Annotated in this window: 15 protein-coding genes; 5 read left to right on the top strand and 10 right to left on the bottom strand. The window is 70.4% G+C overall.

What is annotated here, in order from left to right:
• Positions 1-151 precede the first annotated feature (151 nt).
• From rplI to ACFVAE_RS10970, 9 genes are all read right to left on the bottom strand, one after another.
• Positions 152-604, bottom strand: coding sequence for a 50S ribosomal protein L9 (gene rplI, locus ACFVAE_RS11010; RefSeq protein WP_378855378.1), 453 nt, complete (start codon positions 602-604; stop codon positions 152-154).
• An 11-nt stretch (positions 605-615) separates the two neighbouring features.
• Positions 616-870: a 30S ribosomal protein S18 gene (gene rpsR, locus ACFVAE_RS11005; protein WP_040168021.1), complete on the bottom strand. Its 255-nt coding sequence runs from the start codon at positions 868-870 to the stop codon at positions 616-618.
• 49 nt (positions 871-919) lie between these two features.
• Complete coding sequence (locus ACFVAE_RS11000) at positions 920-1,432, bottom strand: single-stranded DNA-binding protein (protein ID WP_378891713.1); 513 nt, start codon at positions 1,430-1,432, stop codon at positions 920-922.
• Between the two features lie 5 nt (positions 1,433-1,437).
• On the bottom strand, positions 1,438-1,803 hold the full coding sequence (gene rpsF / locus ACFVAE_RS10995) for a 30S ribosomal protein S6 (protein ID WP_378855382.1): 366 nt from the start codon (positions 1,801-1,803) through the stop codon (positions 1,438-1,440).
• A gap of 115 nt (positions 1,804-1,918) precedes the next feature.
• On the bottom strand, positions 1,919-3,301 hold the full coding sequence (locus tag ACFVAE_RS10990; protein ID WP_378891710.1) for a DUF6716 putative glycosyltransferase: 1,383 nt from the start codon (positions 3,299-3,301) through the stop codon (positions 1,919-1,921).
• Positions 3,298-4,170, bottom strand: coding sequence for an N-acetylneuraminate synthase family protein (locus ACFVAE_RS10985; protein WP_378891707.1), 873 nt, complete (start codon positions 4,168-4,170; stop codon positions 3,298-3,300). Before ACFVAE_RS10985 ends, ACFVAE_RS10990 begins: the two co-directional genes overlap by 4 nt.
• A gap of 202 nt (positions 4,171-4,372) precedes the next feature.
• Complete coding sequence (locus tag ACFVAE_RS10980; RefSeq protein ID WP_378891704.1) at positions 4,373-5,527, bottom strand: cytidylyltransferase domain-containing protein; 1,155 nt, start codon at positions 5,525-5,527, stop codon at positions 4,373-4,375.
• A gap of 100 nt (positions 5,528-5,627) precedes the next feature.
• Positions 5,628-6,980, bottom strand: a complete 1,353-nt coding sequence (locus tag ACFVAE_RS10975) for a polysialyltransferase family glycosyltransferase (protein WP_378891702.1) — start codon at positions 6,978-6,980, stop codon at positions 5,628-5,630.
• Positions 6,981-7,197: 217 nt separating this feature from the next.
• Positions 7,198-8,346 carry a glycosyltransferase family 2 protein gene (locus tag ACFVAE_RS10970; RefSeq protein WP_378891699.1) on the bottom strand — a complete coding sequence of 383 codons (1,149 nt, stop codon included), beginning with the start codon at positions 8,344-8,346 and terminating at the stop codon, positions 7,198-7,200.
• A 77-nt stretch (positions 8,347-8,423) separates the two neighbouring features.
• On the opposite strand from ACFVAE_RS10970, the gene ACFVAE_RS10965 reads away from it, so the two are divergent.
• Genes ACFVAE_RS10965 through ACFVAE_RS10955 form a run of 3 tightly spaced genes read left to right on the top strand, consistent with a single transcriptional unit; the run spans position 8,424 to position 11,431 of the window.
• Complete coding sequence (locus ACFVAE_RS10965; RefSeq protein ID WP_378891696.1) at positions 8,424-9,353, top strand: LLM class F420-dependent oxidoreductase; 930 nt, start codon at positions 8,424-8,426, stop codon at positions 9,351-9,353.
• Positions 9,354-9,374: 21 nt separating this feature from the next.
• Positions 9,375-10,307 (top strand): hypothetical protein, encoded by a 933-nt coding sequence (locus ACFVAE_RS10960; protein WP_378891693.1) that lies wholly within the window; start codon positions 9,375-9,377, stop codon positions 10,305-10,307.
• Entirely contained in the window at positions 10,304-11,431 is a 1,128-nt protein-coding gene (locus ACFVAE_RS10955; protein WP_378891690.1) for a hypothetical protein, read from the top strand. Before ACFVAE_RS10960 ends, ACFVAE_RS10955 begins: the two co-directional genes overlap by 4 nt.
• Positions 11,432-11,614: 183 nt before the next feature.
• On the opposite strand, the gene ACFVAE_RS10950 is transcribed toward ACFVAE_RS10955, so the two are convergent.
• Positions 11,615-12,754 (bottom strand): GAF domain-containing protein, encoded by a 1,140-nt coding sequence (locus tag ACFVAE_RS10950; RefSeq protein WP_378891687.1) that lies wholly within the window; start codon positions 12,752-12,754, stop codon positions 11,615-11,617.
• Between the two features lie 343 nt (positions 12,755-13,097).
• Between ACFVAE_RS10950 and ACFVAE_RS10945 the strand changes: the two genes are divergently transcribed.
• Positions 13,098-13,475 carry a PadR family transcriptional regulator gene (locus tag ACFVAE_RS10945; protein ID WP_378891684.1) on the top strand — a complete coding sequence of 126 codons (378 nt, stop codon included), beginning with the start codon at positions 13,098-13,100 and terminating at the stop codon, positions 13,473-13,475.
• Entirely contained in the window at positions 13,472-14,506 is a 1,035-nt protein-coding gene (locus tag ACFVAE_RS10940) for a hypothetical protein (RefSeq protein ID WP_378891681.1), read from the top strand. The genes ACFVAE_RS10945 and ACFVAE_RS10940 overlap by 4 nt, the downstream gene beginning before the upstream one ends.
• Positions 14,507-14,567 lie beyond the last annotated feature (61 nt).

Raw genomic sequence — 14,567 nt, 5'->3', positions numbered from 1 at the left:
AGTGGAAACTGCATTCTGGATCCAAGAGCCAATCCCGCGGCATCCGTGCGCAGGACCCCGGATACGCCGGATGCCCCGCTCTCCGAGGAGAACGGGGCATCCGTACTTCGTCTCGCTTCGCTCGCTCAGCAGCCGAGGCGAGGGAAGGGGATCACTTCGCGGCGATCACCTGGAGGGTGATCACGGCGGTCACGTCGTCGTGCAGACGAATCGTGGCCTCGTGGTCGCCGACCGACTTGATCGGAGCGGTGATGTGCACCTTGCGCTTGTCGATCGAGCCGATGCCTGCGGCGGAGACGGCGTCGGCCACGTCGGCCGGCTTCACCGAACCGAACAGACGACCCTCGGCGCCGGCCTTGACCGACAGGCGAACCCGTCCGGCCTCGAGCTTCGCCTTGAGGTCCTTGGCCTCGTCGAGGTCGTGGATCGCGCGGGCCTTGCGGGCCGCCTGGATCGACTCGACCTGCTTGGCACCGCCACGGGTCCACGCCACGGCGTAGCCCTGCGGGATGAGGTAGTTACGGGCGTACCCGTTCTTGACCTCGATGACGTCGCCTGCGCTACCGAGCCCGGCGACCTCGTTCGTGAGAATCAGCTTTGCCATGTCGGTACCCCTCAGCGGCCAGCGCCAGCGTAGGGCAGGAGCGCCATTTCGCGCGCGTTCTTGATCGCCTTGGCGATCAGACGCTGCTCCTGCACCGAGACACCGGTGATACGACGGGCGCGGATCTTTCCACGCTCCGAGATGAACTTGCGAAGCGTGGCGACGTCCTTGTAGTCAATGACGCCCACGCGGATGGACTTCGCGGGAGCGGCGTTCTTCGCGCCCTTCCGCGGCTTGCGGCGGTCGCCGCTCGACTTTCCAGCCATGAGTTTTCCTTACGAGATGAGTTCGGATGCCTGCGGCATCCGCAGTTCTTTAGAACGGGGTGTCGTCGCCGAAGCTGCCCGGAGTGCTCCAGGCGTCGGCGCTCGACGAGCCGGGGGTCGACCACGGCTCTTCCGAGACCTGCTGCTGCGGGCGGGACTGCCCGCCGCCGCCGAAGCTGCCGCCACCGCTGTTGTTGGATGCTGCGCGCGTGACCTGAGCGGTCGCGTACCGGAGCGAGGGGCCGATCTCATCGACCTCGAGCTCGATCGAGACGCGGTTGTTGCCGTCCCGGTCCTGGTACGAACGCTGACGCAGACGACCCTGAGCGATGACGCGCATGCCCTTGGTCAGCGAGCCCGCCACGTGCTCGGCGAACTCGCGCCAGACCGAGGCGCGGAGGAACAGCGCTTCGCCGTCCTTCCACTCGTTCGCCTGACGGTCGAAGGTGCGCGGGGTCGAGGCGATGGTGAAGTTCGCCACCGGCAGCCCGTTCTGCGTGTAGCGCAGCTCGGGGTCGGCGGTGAGGTTCCCCACCACGGTGATGACGGTTTCGCCGGCCATGGCGCTTACGCCTTCGCAGCCTTGGGCTTGCGAGCAGCCTTCTCAGCGGCGCGCTTGGCCTCTGCGGCGACCATGGCCTGTGCCTCTTCGGCACGCAGGACCTTGGTGCGGAAGACGAGCTCGCTCAGCTTGAGCTGGCGGTCCATCTCCTGCGTGGCCTCGCTGGTCGCGGTGAAGTTGACGACGGCGTAGATGCCCTCGGTCTTCTTGTTGATCTCGTAGGCGAAACGGCGCTTGCCCCAGATGTCGACCTTGTCGATCGAGCCACCATCGTTAGTGATGACCTTCAGGAACTTGTCGAGGTTGGGGGCAACCTGTCGCTCGTCCAGCTCAGGGGTCAGAATGACCATGAGCTCGTACTGGTGCGTCACTTACCCACCTCCTTCGGACTAGAACGGCTCCCGGGACTTTCCCGGAAGCAGGAGGGTGTGTTGCACGTCATCCGCGCCTTCAGCAGAGTGCCGCCGGGCAGACAACCACAACAGTCTAGCGGATGACGAGGCCGTGCCTCTGCACAGGTTCGGACAGCGGCGACGGAGCGAGCGTGAAATCGCTCGCGTCATCGCGCCATTCCCTGCCATCGGATGCCGCGCGGCGGCGCTTCCTGGCGAGCAGTGCACTGGCGATCGGCGCCCCGACGAACCCGGCGATCGCGCCGGTGATCGTGCGGTCCTCGGCGCCGAGCACGCTCTTGCGGTGCCAGGCGGTGTGCAGCGCTCCGCCGCGCGGGCGCGGCACGGTGCGCGCGGGCAGCAGCCCTCGCCGGCGCAGCGCCACGAGATCGCGCACCTCGTCCCACCAGATCGACTCGTCGGGCCGGTGGAAGTAGTTGGCTGCGGCCCAGAGCGCATCGGGATGCCGGAACCGACGCGCGATCACGTCCTCGGCCGAGCCCGTCAGCTCACTGCCCTCGAAGACCTTGTTGAGCAGTTCTGGACGCACCCCGAACTCGTCCAGGACGATCACCGGCACACCGTGGCCGAGTGCCTCGATCGCCGCCGTCGAGCTGACGGTGACCAGCCCCTGTGCGGTGACGAGCGCCTCGGCCATCGGCGCGTAGGAGAGCACGAGGTTCTCCGGTGCGTCCTCGAGCAGATCGGTGTAGGGGTCGCGCTCCTCGTGCGTCTCGACCTCGCCCGGGCGCGAGCGCAGCTTCACGACCACGCGTCTGCTCGGGTCGGCGACTGCAGCGAGACGCAGGATCTCGGCCATCCGGCGGCGCTCCTCGTGCGCGGCGGGCACGAGGGCCTGCGCCGCGAAGACGAGGTCGGTGCCAGGACCGTTCAGCAGCTCGGCCTCGGTGCCGCGCAGCGGCGAGCGCGGAGCGCCCTCGGCCGCGGCATCCGCATCCGGCACGTACGGCAGGGTCGCCAGGGCGATCGGCACGGTGACGCCGATCCGTCGCCCGAGCCGGGAGTACGCGGCCACCTCGCGGCGCGAGTGCACGACGACCAGGTCGCTGTGCCGGCGGTACTCGAGCGCGCCGCGCAGCGCGGGGATCGACATGCCGGGCAGGCCGCTCACGACGATCGGGCGCTCGGCGAGGCGGTCGATCTCGCGGCCCATCAGCCGCACGAACGGCGCACGGCCGGCCAGCACGACCACGTCCGCGCGGTCGCGGGCCAGCCACGACGCGACCTCGGCGTGCGCGATGCGGGTGACGGATCGAGCATCCTCGGCGAAGCGGGTGCCGGCCAGCGCGGAGCGCTTCTGCGCGTCGCTGACGACCAGCGGGGTGCGCACCAGCAGCATGTGCTGGCTGATGTCGGGCACCCGGTCCAGCAGCGCGGCCGACCACTTCACGAACGAGTCCGCGTCTGCGATCGCCACCACCCGCAGTCGCGGGGCCCGGCTGCCGGGGTAGGTCATGCTCCCACGCGCCTCAGCTTGGCCATCGGGGCGAGCTCGCCGGGGTAGACGCGCTTGACGCCGTCGCCGAGCGCCTCCTCGATCACGCGGATGTCGCGGACCAGGCGCTCGAACCCGCCCGGCTCGAGCGAGGCGGCGTGGTCGGATCCCCACATCGCGCGGTCCAGGGTGATGTGCCGCTCGACGGCCACGGCGCCCAGGGCGACGGCGGCGAGGGAGATCTGCAGGCCGCGCTCGTGCCCGGAGTACCCGACCGGCACACCGGCGTAGCGGTCGCGGAGCGTGCTGATCATCTTCAGGTTCGCCTCGCCGGGCTCCATCGGATACGTCGACGTGGCGTGCATGAGAATCGTGCGGTCGGTGCCGAGGGTGTCCAGCGCCCTGTCGATCTGCTCCGTCGTCGACATGCCCGTGGAGAGGATGACGGGCTTGCCGGTCTCGCGCAGGGCGAGCAGCAGCTCGGTGTCGGTGAGGCTCGCCGAGGCGACCTTGTGCGCGACGACGCCCAGGTCCTCGAGGAACTCGACGCTCGGCACATCCCAGGGCGAGGCGAACCAGTGCAGCCCGGCCATCGTGGCGTAGTCGCCGATCTCGACGTACTCGTCGCGGCCGAACTCCACGCGGCGGCGGTAGTCGAGGTAGGTCATGGTGCCCCACGGCGTCTCCCGCGGCACGTCGCGCATGTGCTCCGGCGTGGCGATCTCGGGGGTGCGCTTCTGGAACTTCACCGCGTCGGCGCCGGCCTCGCGGGCCACGTCGATGAGCTTCTTGGCGATCTCGACGTCGCCGTTGTGGTTCAGGCCGATCTCGGCGATGACGTACGTGGGGCGGCCCCCGCCGACCACACGATCTCCGATGCTGACGGTCATGATGACGCTCCGTTCCTGGGGTCTCCGGTCCCCCACCCCTCCGGTCTACGGGCGGCAGGTGAACCCCAGGCGGCGGGGCGGTGACGGGGTCATGTCAGTCGGAGGTCGTCACGGATGCAGGCAGGATGCACGGATGCAGGCAGAAACGGGCCTGTCTCTGCCCACGGGCGTGCGTCATGCCTGCAGGCGTGACGGCCCGTGATCAGACCCGCGCGGCCAGCATCCGCTCGGCGACCTCGCGGACCGCGCCCTCGCCGCCGCGGCGGGTCAGGATGACGCGAGCCGCGGCCTTCACCTGCGGATGCGCGTTCGCGACGGCGATCGGCCAGCCCACGAGTCCGAGCGGGCCGAGGTCGTTCACGTCGTTGCCCACGTACGCGATGTCCTCGAGACGGATGCCGCGCTCCGCAGCCCAGGCGGCCAGCGCGGCCGCCTTGTCGTCGATGCCGTGCAGCACGGGCACCTGGAGCTTCTCGGCTCGTCTGGCCACGACGGTGTTCTGCTCGGTGGAGAGGATGAGCATCGGAACCCCTGCCCGGCGCAGCCGCGCGACGCCCATGCCGTCCTCCCTGCTGACGCGGACGGACTCGTTCCCGTGCTCGTCGACGGTCGCGGTGTCGTCGGTGTGGACGCCGTCGAAGTCGGTGACGAGAGCGACGGCCGGGATCGGCGCGGGCGCCGGTGCGGAGGCGAGCGCCTCGGCCAGGGCGAGCTGCTGCTCGTCGTCGATCTCGATCGCGGTGCTCTCGGGCACGGTCACGATGCCCACCAGCCCGAAGAAGCGGTGCCGGAAGCGCCGGAAGCCGATCGCGTCGAAGGCGTAGAAGGCCCCCGTCTCCAGATGGTGAGGCTCGCGGTCCTGGCGGCGCGGACGGTGCGCGGCGTCATGGTTGACCGCGGAGGCCCTCCCCCCGGCATCCCTCCGCCAGAGGAATCCGTAGGTCTCGTACGCCGAGAACACGCTGTCGTAGGTGCCGCCCTCGATCAGGGCGACCGCCTCGGCGACGCCCTCCGTCGGGATGAACGGCGAGGTCGCCTGCACGAACACGACGGTGCCGACCCGTAGCCCCTCGGCCTCGAGCACGTCGAGAGCGTGCAGCAGCGCGCTCTCCGACGTCGCCTCGTCGCCGGACAGCTCGGCGGGTCGGTCGACGACCCGCGCCCCGGCATCCGCGGCCACGGCGGCGATCGCCGCGTCGTCGGTGCTCACGACGACGAGGTCGACGGCCGGTGCCGCGGCCCGCACCGCCCGCTCGACGAGCGGCATCCCGCCGACCCGGCGCAGGTTCTTGCCCGGCACGCCCTTCGATCCGCCGCGCGCCGGGATGATCGCGACCGTCAGTCCGCTGTCGTTCATCCTCGGCTCCTCTGCCCTTTCAGCTCCGGTCTCACTCGTTGCGGGTCCCGCCGCTGCCGCACGCGCAACGGTTGAGGCCGGAACAGTGCGAGTGCCGTGTTCACCGACCGGTCACCGCCTTCCAGGCGCGGCGGGCACGGCGCTTCGCGCCGGCCGCGTGGAGACGCAGCTCCTCGACGCGTCCGACGCCACCGGTCGACTCGAGCATCCGCTGCGTCGTCGTGGGCGCGGGGGCGCCGGGCAGGTCGAGCGCGCGCAGGCGCTCCGCGGGCACGTACCGTTCCCGCACGGATGCCGGCACGGAGGCCAGCCACGACACCGCGTCCTCCCGCAGGTGAGCCATGATCTCGGGCTGCATCGCGTAGCCGACGGCGTCGACGAGTCGCTGCAGCGCGCCCGGCGCGGCGAACGCATCGCGCTCCAGGGCATCGACGATCGTGACCGGCATCCGATTGCTGTTCTCGAAAGGCGCGAGCCTGGTGAGCACCGTGCGGGTGCCGACGGCGTGCGTGCGGATGCCGGAGAGGGCGCGCAGAGTCGGCAGCGCGGTCGAGAACCCGGCGACGACATCGGTCGCGCCGAGCTGCTGCGCGACGTACTCGGCCGGCTGGTCGCCCTCATAGGCCGCGAACGCGACGCCCCGCTCCGCCGCCCGGGTCGCGAGCGCGTCGCGCAGAGCGGGCGGCGCGGAGGGATGCGGCTTGAAGACGATGCGCTCGGCACCGGCGGATGCCGCGCGATCGACCATCGCGACCTGCATGGCCGTCTCCTCCTCCGCCGACACGAGGCGCAGTGCGGAGAGGTACTGCCCGAGCACGAGTGCCGTCCGGCTTCCGTCTGCGGCGAGCGCGTCGAGCGCCGCGTCCGGGGTGGCGTCACCCATCTCGTGCAGGGCGGCGCCGAAGGCGGCGGGCGGGACCGGCATCCGCTCGGCTCCCGTCTCGGTGAAGACGAGCGGCGCGATGCCGGGCACGACGTCGGGGTACACGACCCGCGCGACCCGTTCGGTGACCTGCCGCGGCAGCCGGCTGCGGATCGGCGAGTAGGTCATCAGGCCGTCGCCGATCACGCCGAGTCGTGCATCGCGGAACAGCCTCATCAGCGTGAGTGCGGGCGCGACCTGCGGGGACTGCACGTACAGCTCGACGCGCTCCTCGCCGATCTCCCACGCACGGCGGAAGAGCCTCTCCAGCATCGGCAGGTCCTGCTCCTCGGGCTGCCAGGCGGTCGGATGCCGCGGATCGACGAGCGGGTTCAGCGGCTCGATCCGATCGAACCGCGTCCGCAGGGTGCGCATCCGCGGCGTGGTCGCGAGGTCGATCGCCGTCTCGGGCACCTTCGCCGTGTTCATCGGCACGAGGATCCGCTCGGCGTCGCCGAGCAGGCCGGCGTCGATGGCCGCGGCGGCAGTCATCAGCCCGTACCCGCTGTGCAGCGCGAAGATCTGGATCATCGCCGCGCCTCCTGCTGAACGGGTTCCGGTCGCACTCGCTGCGGGTCCACCTGGCTGCGTACCCGCAGACGATGCGAGAGGACCGAAGGGGCGCGCCTCGCCGTCACAGCAGTCGGGATCGCGGCGCTGACCGTCACCCGGAGTCCGTCCGACGTCGAGCCCGCGAGGGGCACGCGGAGGATCCGGCGGACCGGCGCGCCGAGCACCGAGACCCGGATCATCGTGCGGCTCCCTGCGACCGAAGCGAGCGTTCCGGCGGTTCCGGTCGCACTCGTTGCGGGTCCGGGTGCCCCGACACCCGCGACGAGTGAGATCGGGACGGTGCGGGGGCCGCCGGCGAAGAGGCCACCGGCGAGGACGCAGCATGCGGGGCGGCATCCGCCGCTGCGCCGTCGCGCGCGGCCTCCCGCAGGGTGCGCGCGAGCACGCGGCGGCGAGGGCCGTCGAGCTGCGCGATCGCCTCGGCCGTCGCGTCGGCGGGCAGCCGGGCGAGCAGGTCCCGGATGCCGGCGCGCAGTTCCCTGCGCACAGCGGGCTGCATCCGGCGGGCGCGCACGAGGTGGTGCGCGCTCAGCGCGAGCACGGTCGACACCGCCTTCGGCATCAGCCGTGCGGCTTCCTGGTCGCGCGAAACCAGGTCGAGCACCTCGCCGAGCGCGCGGCTGAAGTCCAGCTGGCGGCGATCGAGCGTCCTCGACAGCGAGTCGGTCACCCCTCGCCGGTACAGCAGGTGCGGAGCGTCGACCACCCCGAAGGACGACGCCTGCAGGTGCAGCCGCCAGATCCAGGGACGGTCCTCGGCGGTGAAGAGCCCGTCGCTGAAGCCCGCCACGCCCTCGTCGAGCACGCGACGGTGCAGTATGCCCGCCCAGGCGTACGGGTAGTCGACCATCGTGCGATCGTCCGCGGGCAGGATCCCGGCCCGCGGGTCCGCCGGCACGCCGCGGTGCGTGAACGGCGCACGCACCAGCCGGCGCTCCCCCTTCTTCACCGTGATGTGGTCGGTGCGCAGGAAGTCGCAGCGCAACTCGTGCAGCCTGCGCACCAGCACCTCGAGCCGGCGCGGCTGCATCCAGTCGTCGCCGTCGAGGAAGCAGAGCGCATCGCCCTCGACGTGCGCGAGACCCTGGTTGCGAGCGGTCGCCAGCCCTCGCGGTTGCGGATTGACCACGACCTCCGCCCGGTCGAAGCGCGCGGCGTACTTGCGCATGAGATCGCCCGTGGCATCCGTCGAGCCGTCATCGATCGCGACCAGCTTCAGCGAGCCGGGGTCATCGAACTGCCGCGTGAGGGTCTCCAGCGTCGTGCCGATGTACTCCGCGGCATCCTTCGCGGGCAGGATCACGGTCACGAGCGGTGCGGCCATCAGCCGATCGTGCGTCACCGACCTGACGCGAGGGCGACGACGAGATGAACGCGAGGTGACGCCGCTAGCGTGATCCCATGGAGTTCACGATCTTCACCGAGCCGCAGCAGGGCTTCAGCTACGACGACCAGCTGGCCTGCGCCCTCGCCGCGGAGCGGCACGGATTCGATGCCTTCTTCCGCTCGGACCACTACATGCGCATGGGCGCCGGTTCTCCCCTGCCCGGTCCCACCGACGCCTGGATCACTCTCGCCGGTCTGGCCCGTGAGACCACGAGCATCCGGCTCGGCACGCTGGTCTCGTCGGCCACGCACCGCGCGCCCGCGATCCTCGCGATCCAGGTCGCGCAGGTCGACGCGATGTCCGGCGGGCGGGTGGAGTTCGGGCTCGGCACCGGGTGGTTCGAGGACGAGCATCGCGCCTACGGCATCCCGTTCCCGGCACGCCGCTTCGGGATGCTGGAGGAGCAGCTGGCCGTCATCACCGGCCTGTGGCGGACGCCCGTCGGCGAGACGTTCTCGTTCTCCGGCGAGCACTACTCGCTGCATGACGCTCCCGCGCTGCCGAAGCCGGTGCAGAGCCGGATGCCCGTGATCGTCGGAGGAGGCGGACCACGCCGCACGCCGGCGATCGCCGCGCGCTTCGCCACCGAGTTCAACATCGGCTTCCAGCCGAACGATGTCGTCGCCGAGAAGCTCGCCGGCGTTCGTGCTGCCTGCGAGGCGATCGGGCGCGATCCGAGGACGCTGAAGATGTCCGTCGCGCTGCCGACGTTCGCCGGCGCGACCGAATCCGAGATCCGACGACGGGCGGAGGCTGCCGGCCGCACCCTCGACGACGTGCGCGGCAGTGCCACGCTCACCGGCGACGCGGACGAGATCGCCGAGCGCATCGATGGCCTTCGCGCGCTCGGCGTCGACCGCATCCACTTCCAGCTGATGGATCTGTGCGACACCGAGCACGTCGCGTATCTGGGCGACGAGGTGCTGCCGCTCGTGCGGTCGTAGCACCCCGGTACCGTGGAGCCCATGGACTGGATCGGCGACCCCGCGATCGGCGACTGGCTGCGCCCTCTGCTCGATGACGACCTCGGCGTCGTGCCGCACGGCTTCCCCGCATACGCGCGCATCCTGCATCCGGCGCAGGTGCGCTCACTGCCCGATCGCGCGGTTCCCTCCTTCGACGAGTGGGATCGGATGTCGGATGCCGAGCAGGTGGACCTGATCGGCCGCTTCGTCGACGGGCCCGCGACCTGGGCCGAGACCGCTGCCGCCTTCGGCACGACCCTGCACTCGCTTGCGCAGTGGCAGCGCATCGTGCGCACCCCGCCCGAGGGCGACTGGCACGTGCGGATCGCGCCAGACGGGCGCGAGTTCACCTCGCCCGAAGAGGGCGTCATCGACCCGGACCTGTTCGCCGGGATCGCGCGGCACCTCGCCGCGCACACCACGACGCCGGAGGCCGGGGTCGCGGCGATCTGGGACGGCTGGGGCGGCCTGGTCGGCTTCTTCGGCGAGGCCGCATCGAGCGCCTACTTCCAGTTCGGCGCGGATCCGGCGAACGAGCGGATGCTGCAGCAGAGCATCCATGACGCGTTCAACAACCCGTTCCGCAAACCGACCTGGCAGCCGGGCATCCTCTCCGACGAGATCTCGAAGTCTCCGCGGCTGGAGCTGCCGGGCCGCGAGTACGTGACCTTCGCCGCGGGCGCCTCGGCCTTCGCCGACCCGGGCTGGGGCGCGAGCGCTCCCTGGGGAGACGGCGGCGACGCGCAGCATCCGAATCTGCTGTGGCCCGAGGACCGGTCCTGGGTGATGGTGAGCGAGATCGACTTCGACTCCACCGTCGTCGCAGGTTCGGCGGACCTGATCGCCACGATCATCGCCGACCCGGCACTCGAAGCGTTCGCGATCGCAGAGGACGCCGACCTCACCTGGGACGGCGACGAGGTCAACAGGTGACCGGCGCCACGTTCGACGCGCGCCCGCTCACCGATCCGGTCGACATGCAGGCCGTGCGCGCCTTCGGCAGGGAGCAGCGCGCGAACCGCAGTACGGGCGCGACTGCCTCGACGGTCATCGTGATCGTCGTGTTCGCCCTGCTCGCGGTCACCGTCATCCCGCTGGTCTTCATACCGATGGTGCTCGGCGTGATCTCGGGCGATCTCGGCTTCGGGATCGTCGGCCTGCTTCCCTTCCTGCTGATCGGTGCGGTCTTCATCGTCGTCGTCGTGATCCTGATCGTGAATCTCCGCAACGGCCGCATCCAGGCGTATCGCCTGTCGCGGTTCGCGGCCGCGAACGGCATGGAGTTCGTCGGGCGCATCGATGACCCGCCGCTGCCGGGGATGATCTTCCAGAACGGTCACTCCCGGCATGCGGACCTCGCACTGCGCGGACGTCAGCCCCGATTCGTGGAGTTCGGCAACTACCAGTACACGACCGGTTCGGGCAAGAACTCCACGACGCACAGCTGGGGCTACATCGCCGTCAAGCTCGACGTGCCGCTGCCGAACATCGTGCTGGACGCGCTCGGCAACAACGCCCTGGGCAGCAACCTGCCGGCGTCGTTCTCGAAGGACCAGCGGCTGTCCCTCGAGGGCGACTTCGACCGGTACTTCACGCTGTACTGTCCGGCGGGGTACGAGCGCGACGCGCTCTACCTGTTCACGCCCGACATCATGGCGCGCTTCATCGACCACGCCGCGCAGCTCGATGTGGAGATCGTCGACGACTGGATGTTCCTGTACATGCAGCGTCCCGTGTCGACGCTCGACCCGGCGACCTGGGCATGGCTGTTCGGCACGGTCGGTGCGCTGCTGACGAAGTTCGATCAGTGGGCCCGCTGGCGGGACGACCATCTACCGCCCGCGGCGGCGCCGGCCGCGGTCGGCCCGGTTGCTCCGGCATCCGCTCTGCCGTTCGCTCCCCCGGTCGGGATGCTGGCGCCCCCGCCGGGCGTCGCCCCGCAGGGGCGCCGGCTGCGCCGAGGCATCCCCTGGATCACGATCATCGCTTTCGCGCTGATCGCCGGGCTGTGGATCCTGCCGCAACTGTTCGGCGGCATGGCGCTCTTCTTCCGCTGATCCTGCGATCGGAGCGCAGAACCGGGAGGATTCGGGGGTGGGTGCCGCTGGGGACGACTCCCACCCCGTCCCCCCGGTCGCGAGGATGAGAACACCTCGCCTGTGACGTGAACAGCTGGGGACTGTGCGTCAGGACACAGGGTAGGCCCGCACACGTTGCAAGAGGTTGCGAACGATCTCGGATCAGTCGCGCTCGAGACGCTCAGCCCTCGCCACCAGAGCGGCGCGCTTCGGCGATCGCGCCGGCAGCATCCTCAGACAGAGGCGCAGCACTTCCGGATCATCCGCCCCGTCGTCCGTGTCGGCATAGCTGAGAAGAACATCCAGAGCGGCCTCGCCGACCATCACCTCGCGCAGAGAAGCGCGCACCGTTTCGCGGAACTCCTCCACGCCGGGCGCTCTCGAGTCGGGGAGCACCGCTCCCCTGTATGCCGAAAGAGCGACCCGGTGCGCTCCGCGTCCGAGCAGCGAGAGCACGTTCTGAGCATCGGTTTCGATCGGCCCGGTGAGGCGATACGGCCGAGATTCGATGTGCAGGTCGAGGGCCAGCCCGGCCAACACCTTGCGCAACCGCACCATCTCGGGCCGCAGCGTGTCGCTCCAGGAGCGATCACCGTAGATGACCTCTCCCAGCCGCTCGGCGGACAGCCCCTGAGGGTGCACGGCGAGCATCAGCAGGATCTCGGCGTGCCGCAGCGACAGGTCTACGGCACTCCCGCCACAGGAACTCTCCAGACGCGCGCGCGAACGGCCCAGCACCTGCAGCGTCGGCGGCGCGATGGAGGTGCTGCGCCGCGCGGCGTGCGCCGGCGCAGGTCGCGCCGGTGCGAGTGCCCGTGCTCGCAGACGAGCCACAAGCAGCTCCGCCTCGACAGCGCGCGCGGTGGCATCGATCAGCATGCCGGCCTGCGGCGAAGCCGCCTCCGCGCGGCCGGTGACGTCGATGACGCCGAGGATCTCCCGGGTCTCCGGGTCGAACACCGGCGCGGCCGAGCAGGACCATGGCTGGATAGATCGGTTGAAGTGCTCGTACTCGTGGATCTGCACAGAACGCCCCAGCACCAGTGCGGTGCCAGGAGCCGTCGTCCCCATCCTCTCCTCCGCCCAGTTCGCCCCTTCGACGATGCCGACCTCGCCGGAGCCGACCCGCATGCCCAGGTCTCCGTCGATCCACAGCATCCGTCCGGCCCGATCACCGACGGCGATCACCACACCGGAGTCCTCTCGGGAGCCGGGCAAGAGCAGGCGGCGGACCATCTCGATCACCCCGGCCAACGGATGCTCGGCGCGGAACTCCTCCAGATCACCGTGGGGCAGTTCCAAGACGGGCTCATCTTCCATGCCCACCCGCATCGCCAGCGAACGCTCCCACGACTCGCGTACGAGCGGACGCACCTGCTGCAGATGTGCGGCGCTCGGCTCGCCTGCGGCAAGTTCTTCGTGTGCGCGCGCCACCAGCATCCGCGACGCCGCGCTGGATGCATCGCGGGAAGACGACCACGACGAGGGCACGCCAGACCTCCGATCCCCCCACACTGCCGTTGAGACTGATCATAGGGACGCAGTCGGCTCTGTGACACACCCTCCGCGTTTGTCTTTCCCGCACTACTGTGCATCGCGTGGTAGTGTGCCAAGCAACGCACCGATCGGTGCCGAAGGAGGCTCGATGGATACGACGCAGCTGTTGAAGGGCGTGCTCGATCTCGCCGTCCTCGCCGTGGTGCGCGACGAGGACGGATACGGCTACGACATCGTGCGCCGCCTGCGGGATGCCGGCATCGGCGACGTGGGCGATGCCTCCGTGTACGGCACGCTGCGGCGGCTGTACTCGGGCGGAGCGCTGTCGAGCTACGTCGTCCCCTCGGAGGGCGGCCCGCACCGCAAGTACTACGCGATCAACCCGCAGGGCAGGCGGATGCTCGAGGAGCAGACCGACACCTGGGTGCAGTTCGCGGTGGCGATGTCGGGGCTGCTGCATCCGCACGCCAAGACGCAGGACACGGCCATCTTCCGGCCCCGACCCGAAGCAGGAGCGCAGCGATGAACGACCTCACCACCTCGCCGGCCGAGCGCATCCGCGCCTTCGCCGCGGCCGTCCGCGACGAGCTCGCCGATCTCCCCGAGGACGACATCGAGGATCTGGCCGGCGGGCTGGTCGGCGACCTCACCGATCAGGCCGCCGACAGCGGCGGCGACATCGAACTGGGTGATCCTGTCGAGTACGCCCGGGAGCTGCGGGCGGCCGCCGGGTTGCCGGAGCGAGCGGATGCTCCGGTGCAGGACCTCCCCTGGCATGCGCGCCTCAGCGGATGGATCGGGCGCCTGCCGGCCCGCATCCGCTCGTCCGCCTTCGGCGCGTGGCTGCTCGATCTTCTCGCCGCGCTGCGCCCCGTGTGGTGGGTGGCGCGAGGCTGGATCCTGTACGGGTTCCTGGGACTCGCGGTGGGCTTCGACATCTGGCCCCGCGATCTGGTGGCGTGGATCGCGGTGATCGTCGCCGTGCTGGTGAGCGTGCAGTGGGGCCGGGGCCGGTGGCTGCCGAACAACGTCTTCCGGCACATCGCGACGGTCGCGACGATCGCCGCCGTGCTGCTGATCCCGTGGGCGATCTCCGAGATCAGCAACCGCGCGACGACGTACAACGCCTACGACGGCTACGAGTACACGCCGCCGGACGGCCTGCTCCTGGACGGCGCGCAGGTGGGGAACCTGTTCGTGTACGACCGCGAGGGCATGCTCATCGACGGCGCGCAGATCTACACCGGCAAGGGCACGCCTCTGAATCTGTACGGCAAGCAGAGCCGCGACCTCCAGAACGGGTGGGACGACCAGGGTGACGGCACCTACACGGTGCCGGAGCGCGATCTCGCGGGCAAGCCGCTGTGGAACATCTACCCGCTTCAGGTCGCGCCCCTCGACGACACCACCGGCGAGGCCGACGGGTCGCAGGCGCAGGCGCCCACGCCCCCGTTCGTACGAGCGCCGCAACGGCAGGAGTCCCCGGAACCGACCCCCACGGCCTCACCGGAACCCACGCTGCTGCCGACCACCGCACCGGAGACGCCGGCGCCATGACCGAGCGCATCGTGTCGATCGACATCTCCTATCTCGTGGAGGCGGCGCTGCGGGGGGATGC

It is taken from the genome of Microbacterium sp. NPDC057659, assembly GCF_042799915.1.
Lineage (GTDB): Bacteria > Actinomycetota > Actinomycetes > Actinomycetales > Microbacteriaceae > Microbacterium.
The sequence above is the reverse complement of the archived record's forward strand: the minus strand, read 5'-3'. Positions and strand labels throughout refer to the sequence as shown.

Excerpts from the sequence above, each read along its gene's own strand:
- ACFVAE_RS10975 (WP_378891702.1), bottom strand. The coding sequence starts at position 6,980 with ATGATCCAGATCTTCGCGCTGCACAGCGGGTACGGGCTGATGACTGCC.
- ACFVAE_RS11000 (WP_378891713.1), bottom strand. The coding sequence starts at position 1,432 with ATGGCCGGCGAAACCGTCATCACCGTGGTGGGGAACCTCACCGCCGAC.
- ACFVAE_RS10980 (WP_378891704.1), bottom strand. The coding sequence starts at position 5,527 with ATGAACGACAGCGGACTGACGGTCGCGATCATCCCGGCGCGCGGCGGA.
- rplI (WP_378855378.1), bottom strand. The coding sequence starts at position 604 with ATGGCAAAGCTGATTCTCACGAACGAGGTCGCCGGGCTCGGTAGCGCA.
- ACFVAE_RS10965 (WP_378891696.1), top strand. The coding sequence starts at position 8,424 with ATGGAGTTCACGATCTTCACCGAGCCGCAGCAGGGCTTCAGCTACGAC.
- ACFVAE_RS10990 (WP_378891710.1), bottom strand. The coding sequence starts at position 3,301 with ATGACCTACCCCGGCAGCCGGGCCCCGCGACTGCGGGTGGTGGCGATC.
- ACFVAE_RS10970 (WP_378891699.1), bottom strand. The coding sequence starts at position 8,346 with ATGGCCGCACCGCTCGTGACCGTGATCCTGCCCGCGAAGGATGCCGCG.
- rpsR (WP_040168021.1), bottom strand. The coding sequence starts at position 870 with ATGGCTGGAAAGTCGAGCGGCGACCGCCGCAAGCCGCGGAAGGGCGCG.
- ACFVAE_RS10960 (WP_378891693.1), top strand. The coding sequence starts at position 9,375 with ATGGACTGGATCGGCGACCCCGCGATCGGCGACTGGCTGCGCCCTCTG.
- ACFVAE_RS10945 (WP_378891684.1), top strand. The coding sequence starts at position 13,098 with ATGGATACGACGCAGCTGTTGAAGGGCGTGCTCGATCTCGCCGTCCTC.
- ACFVAE_RS10985 (WP_378891707.1), bottom strand. The coding sequence starts at position 4,170 with ATGACCGTCAGCATCGGAGATCGTGTGGTCGGCGGGGGCCGCCCCACG.
- ACFVAE_RS10940 (WP_378891681.1), top strand. The coding sequence starts at position 13,472 with ATGAACGACCTCACCACCTCGCCGGCCGAGCGCATCCGCGCCTTCGCC.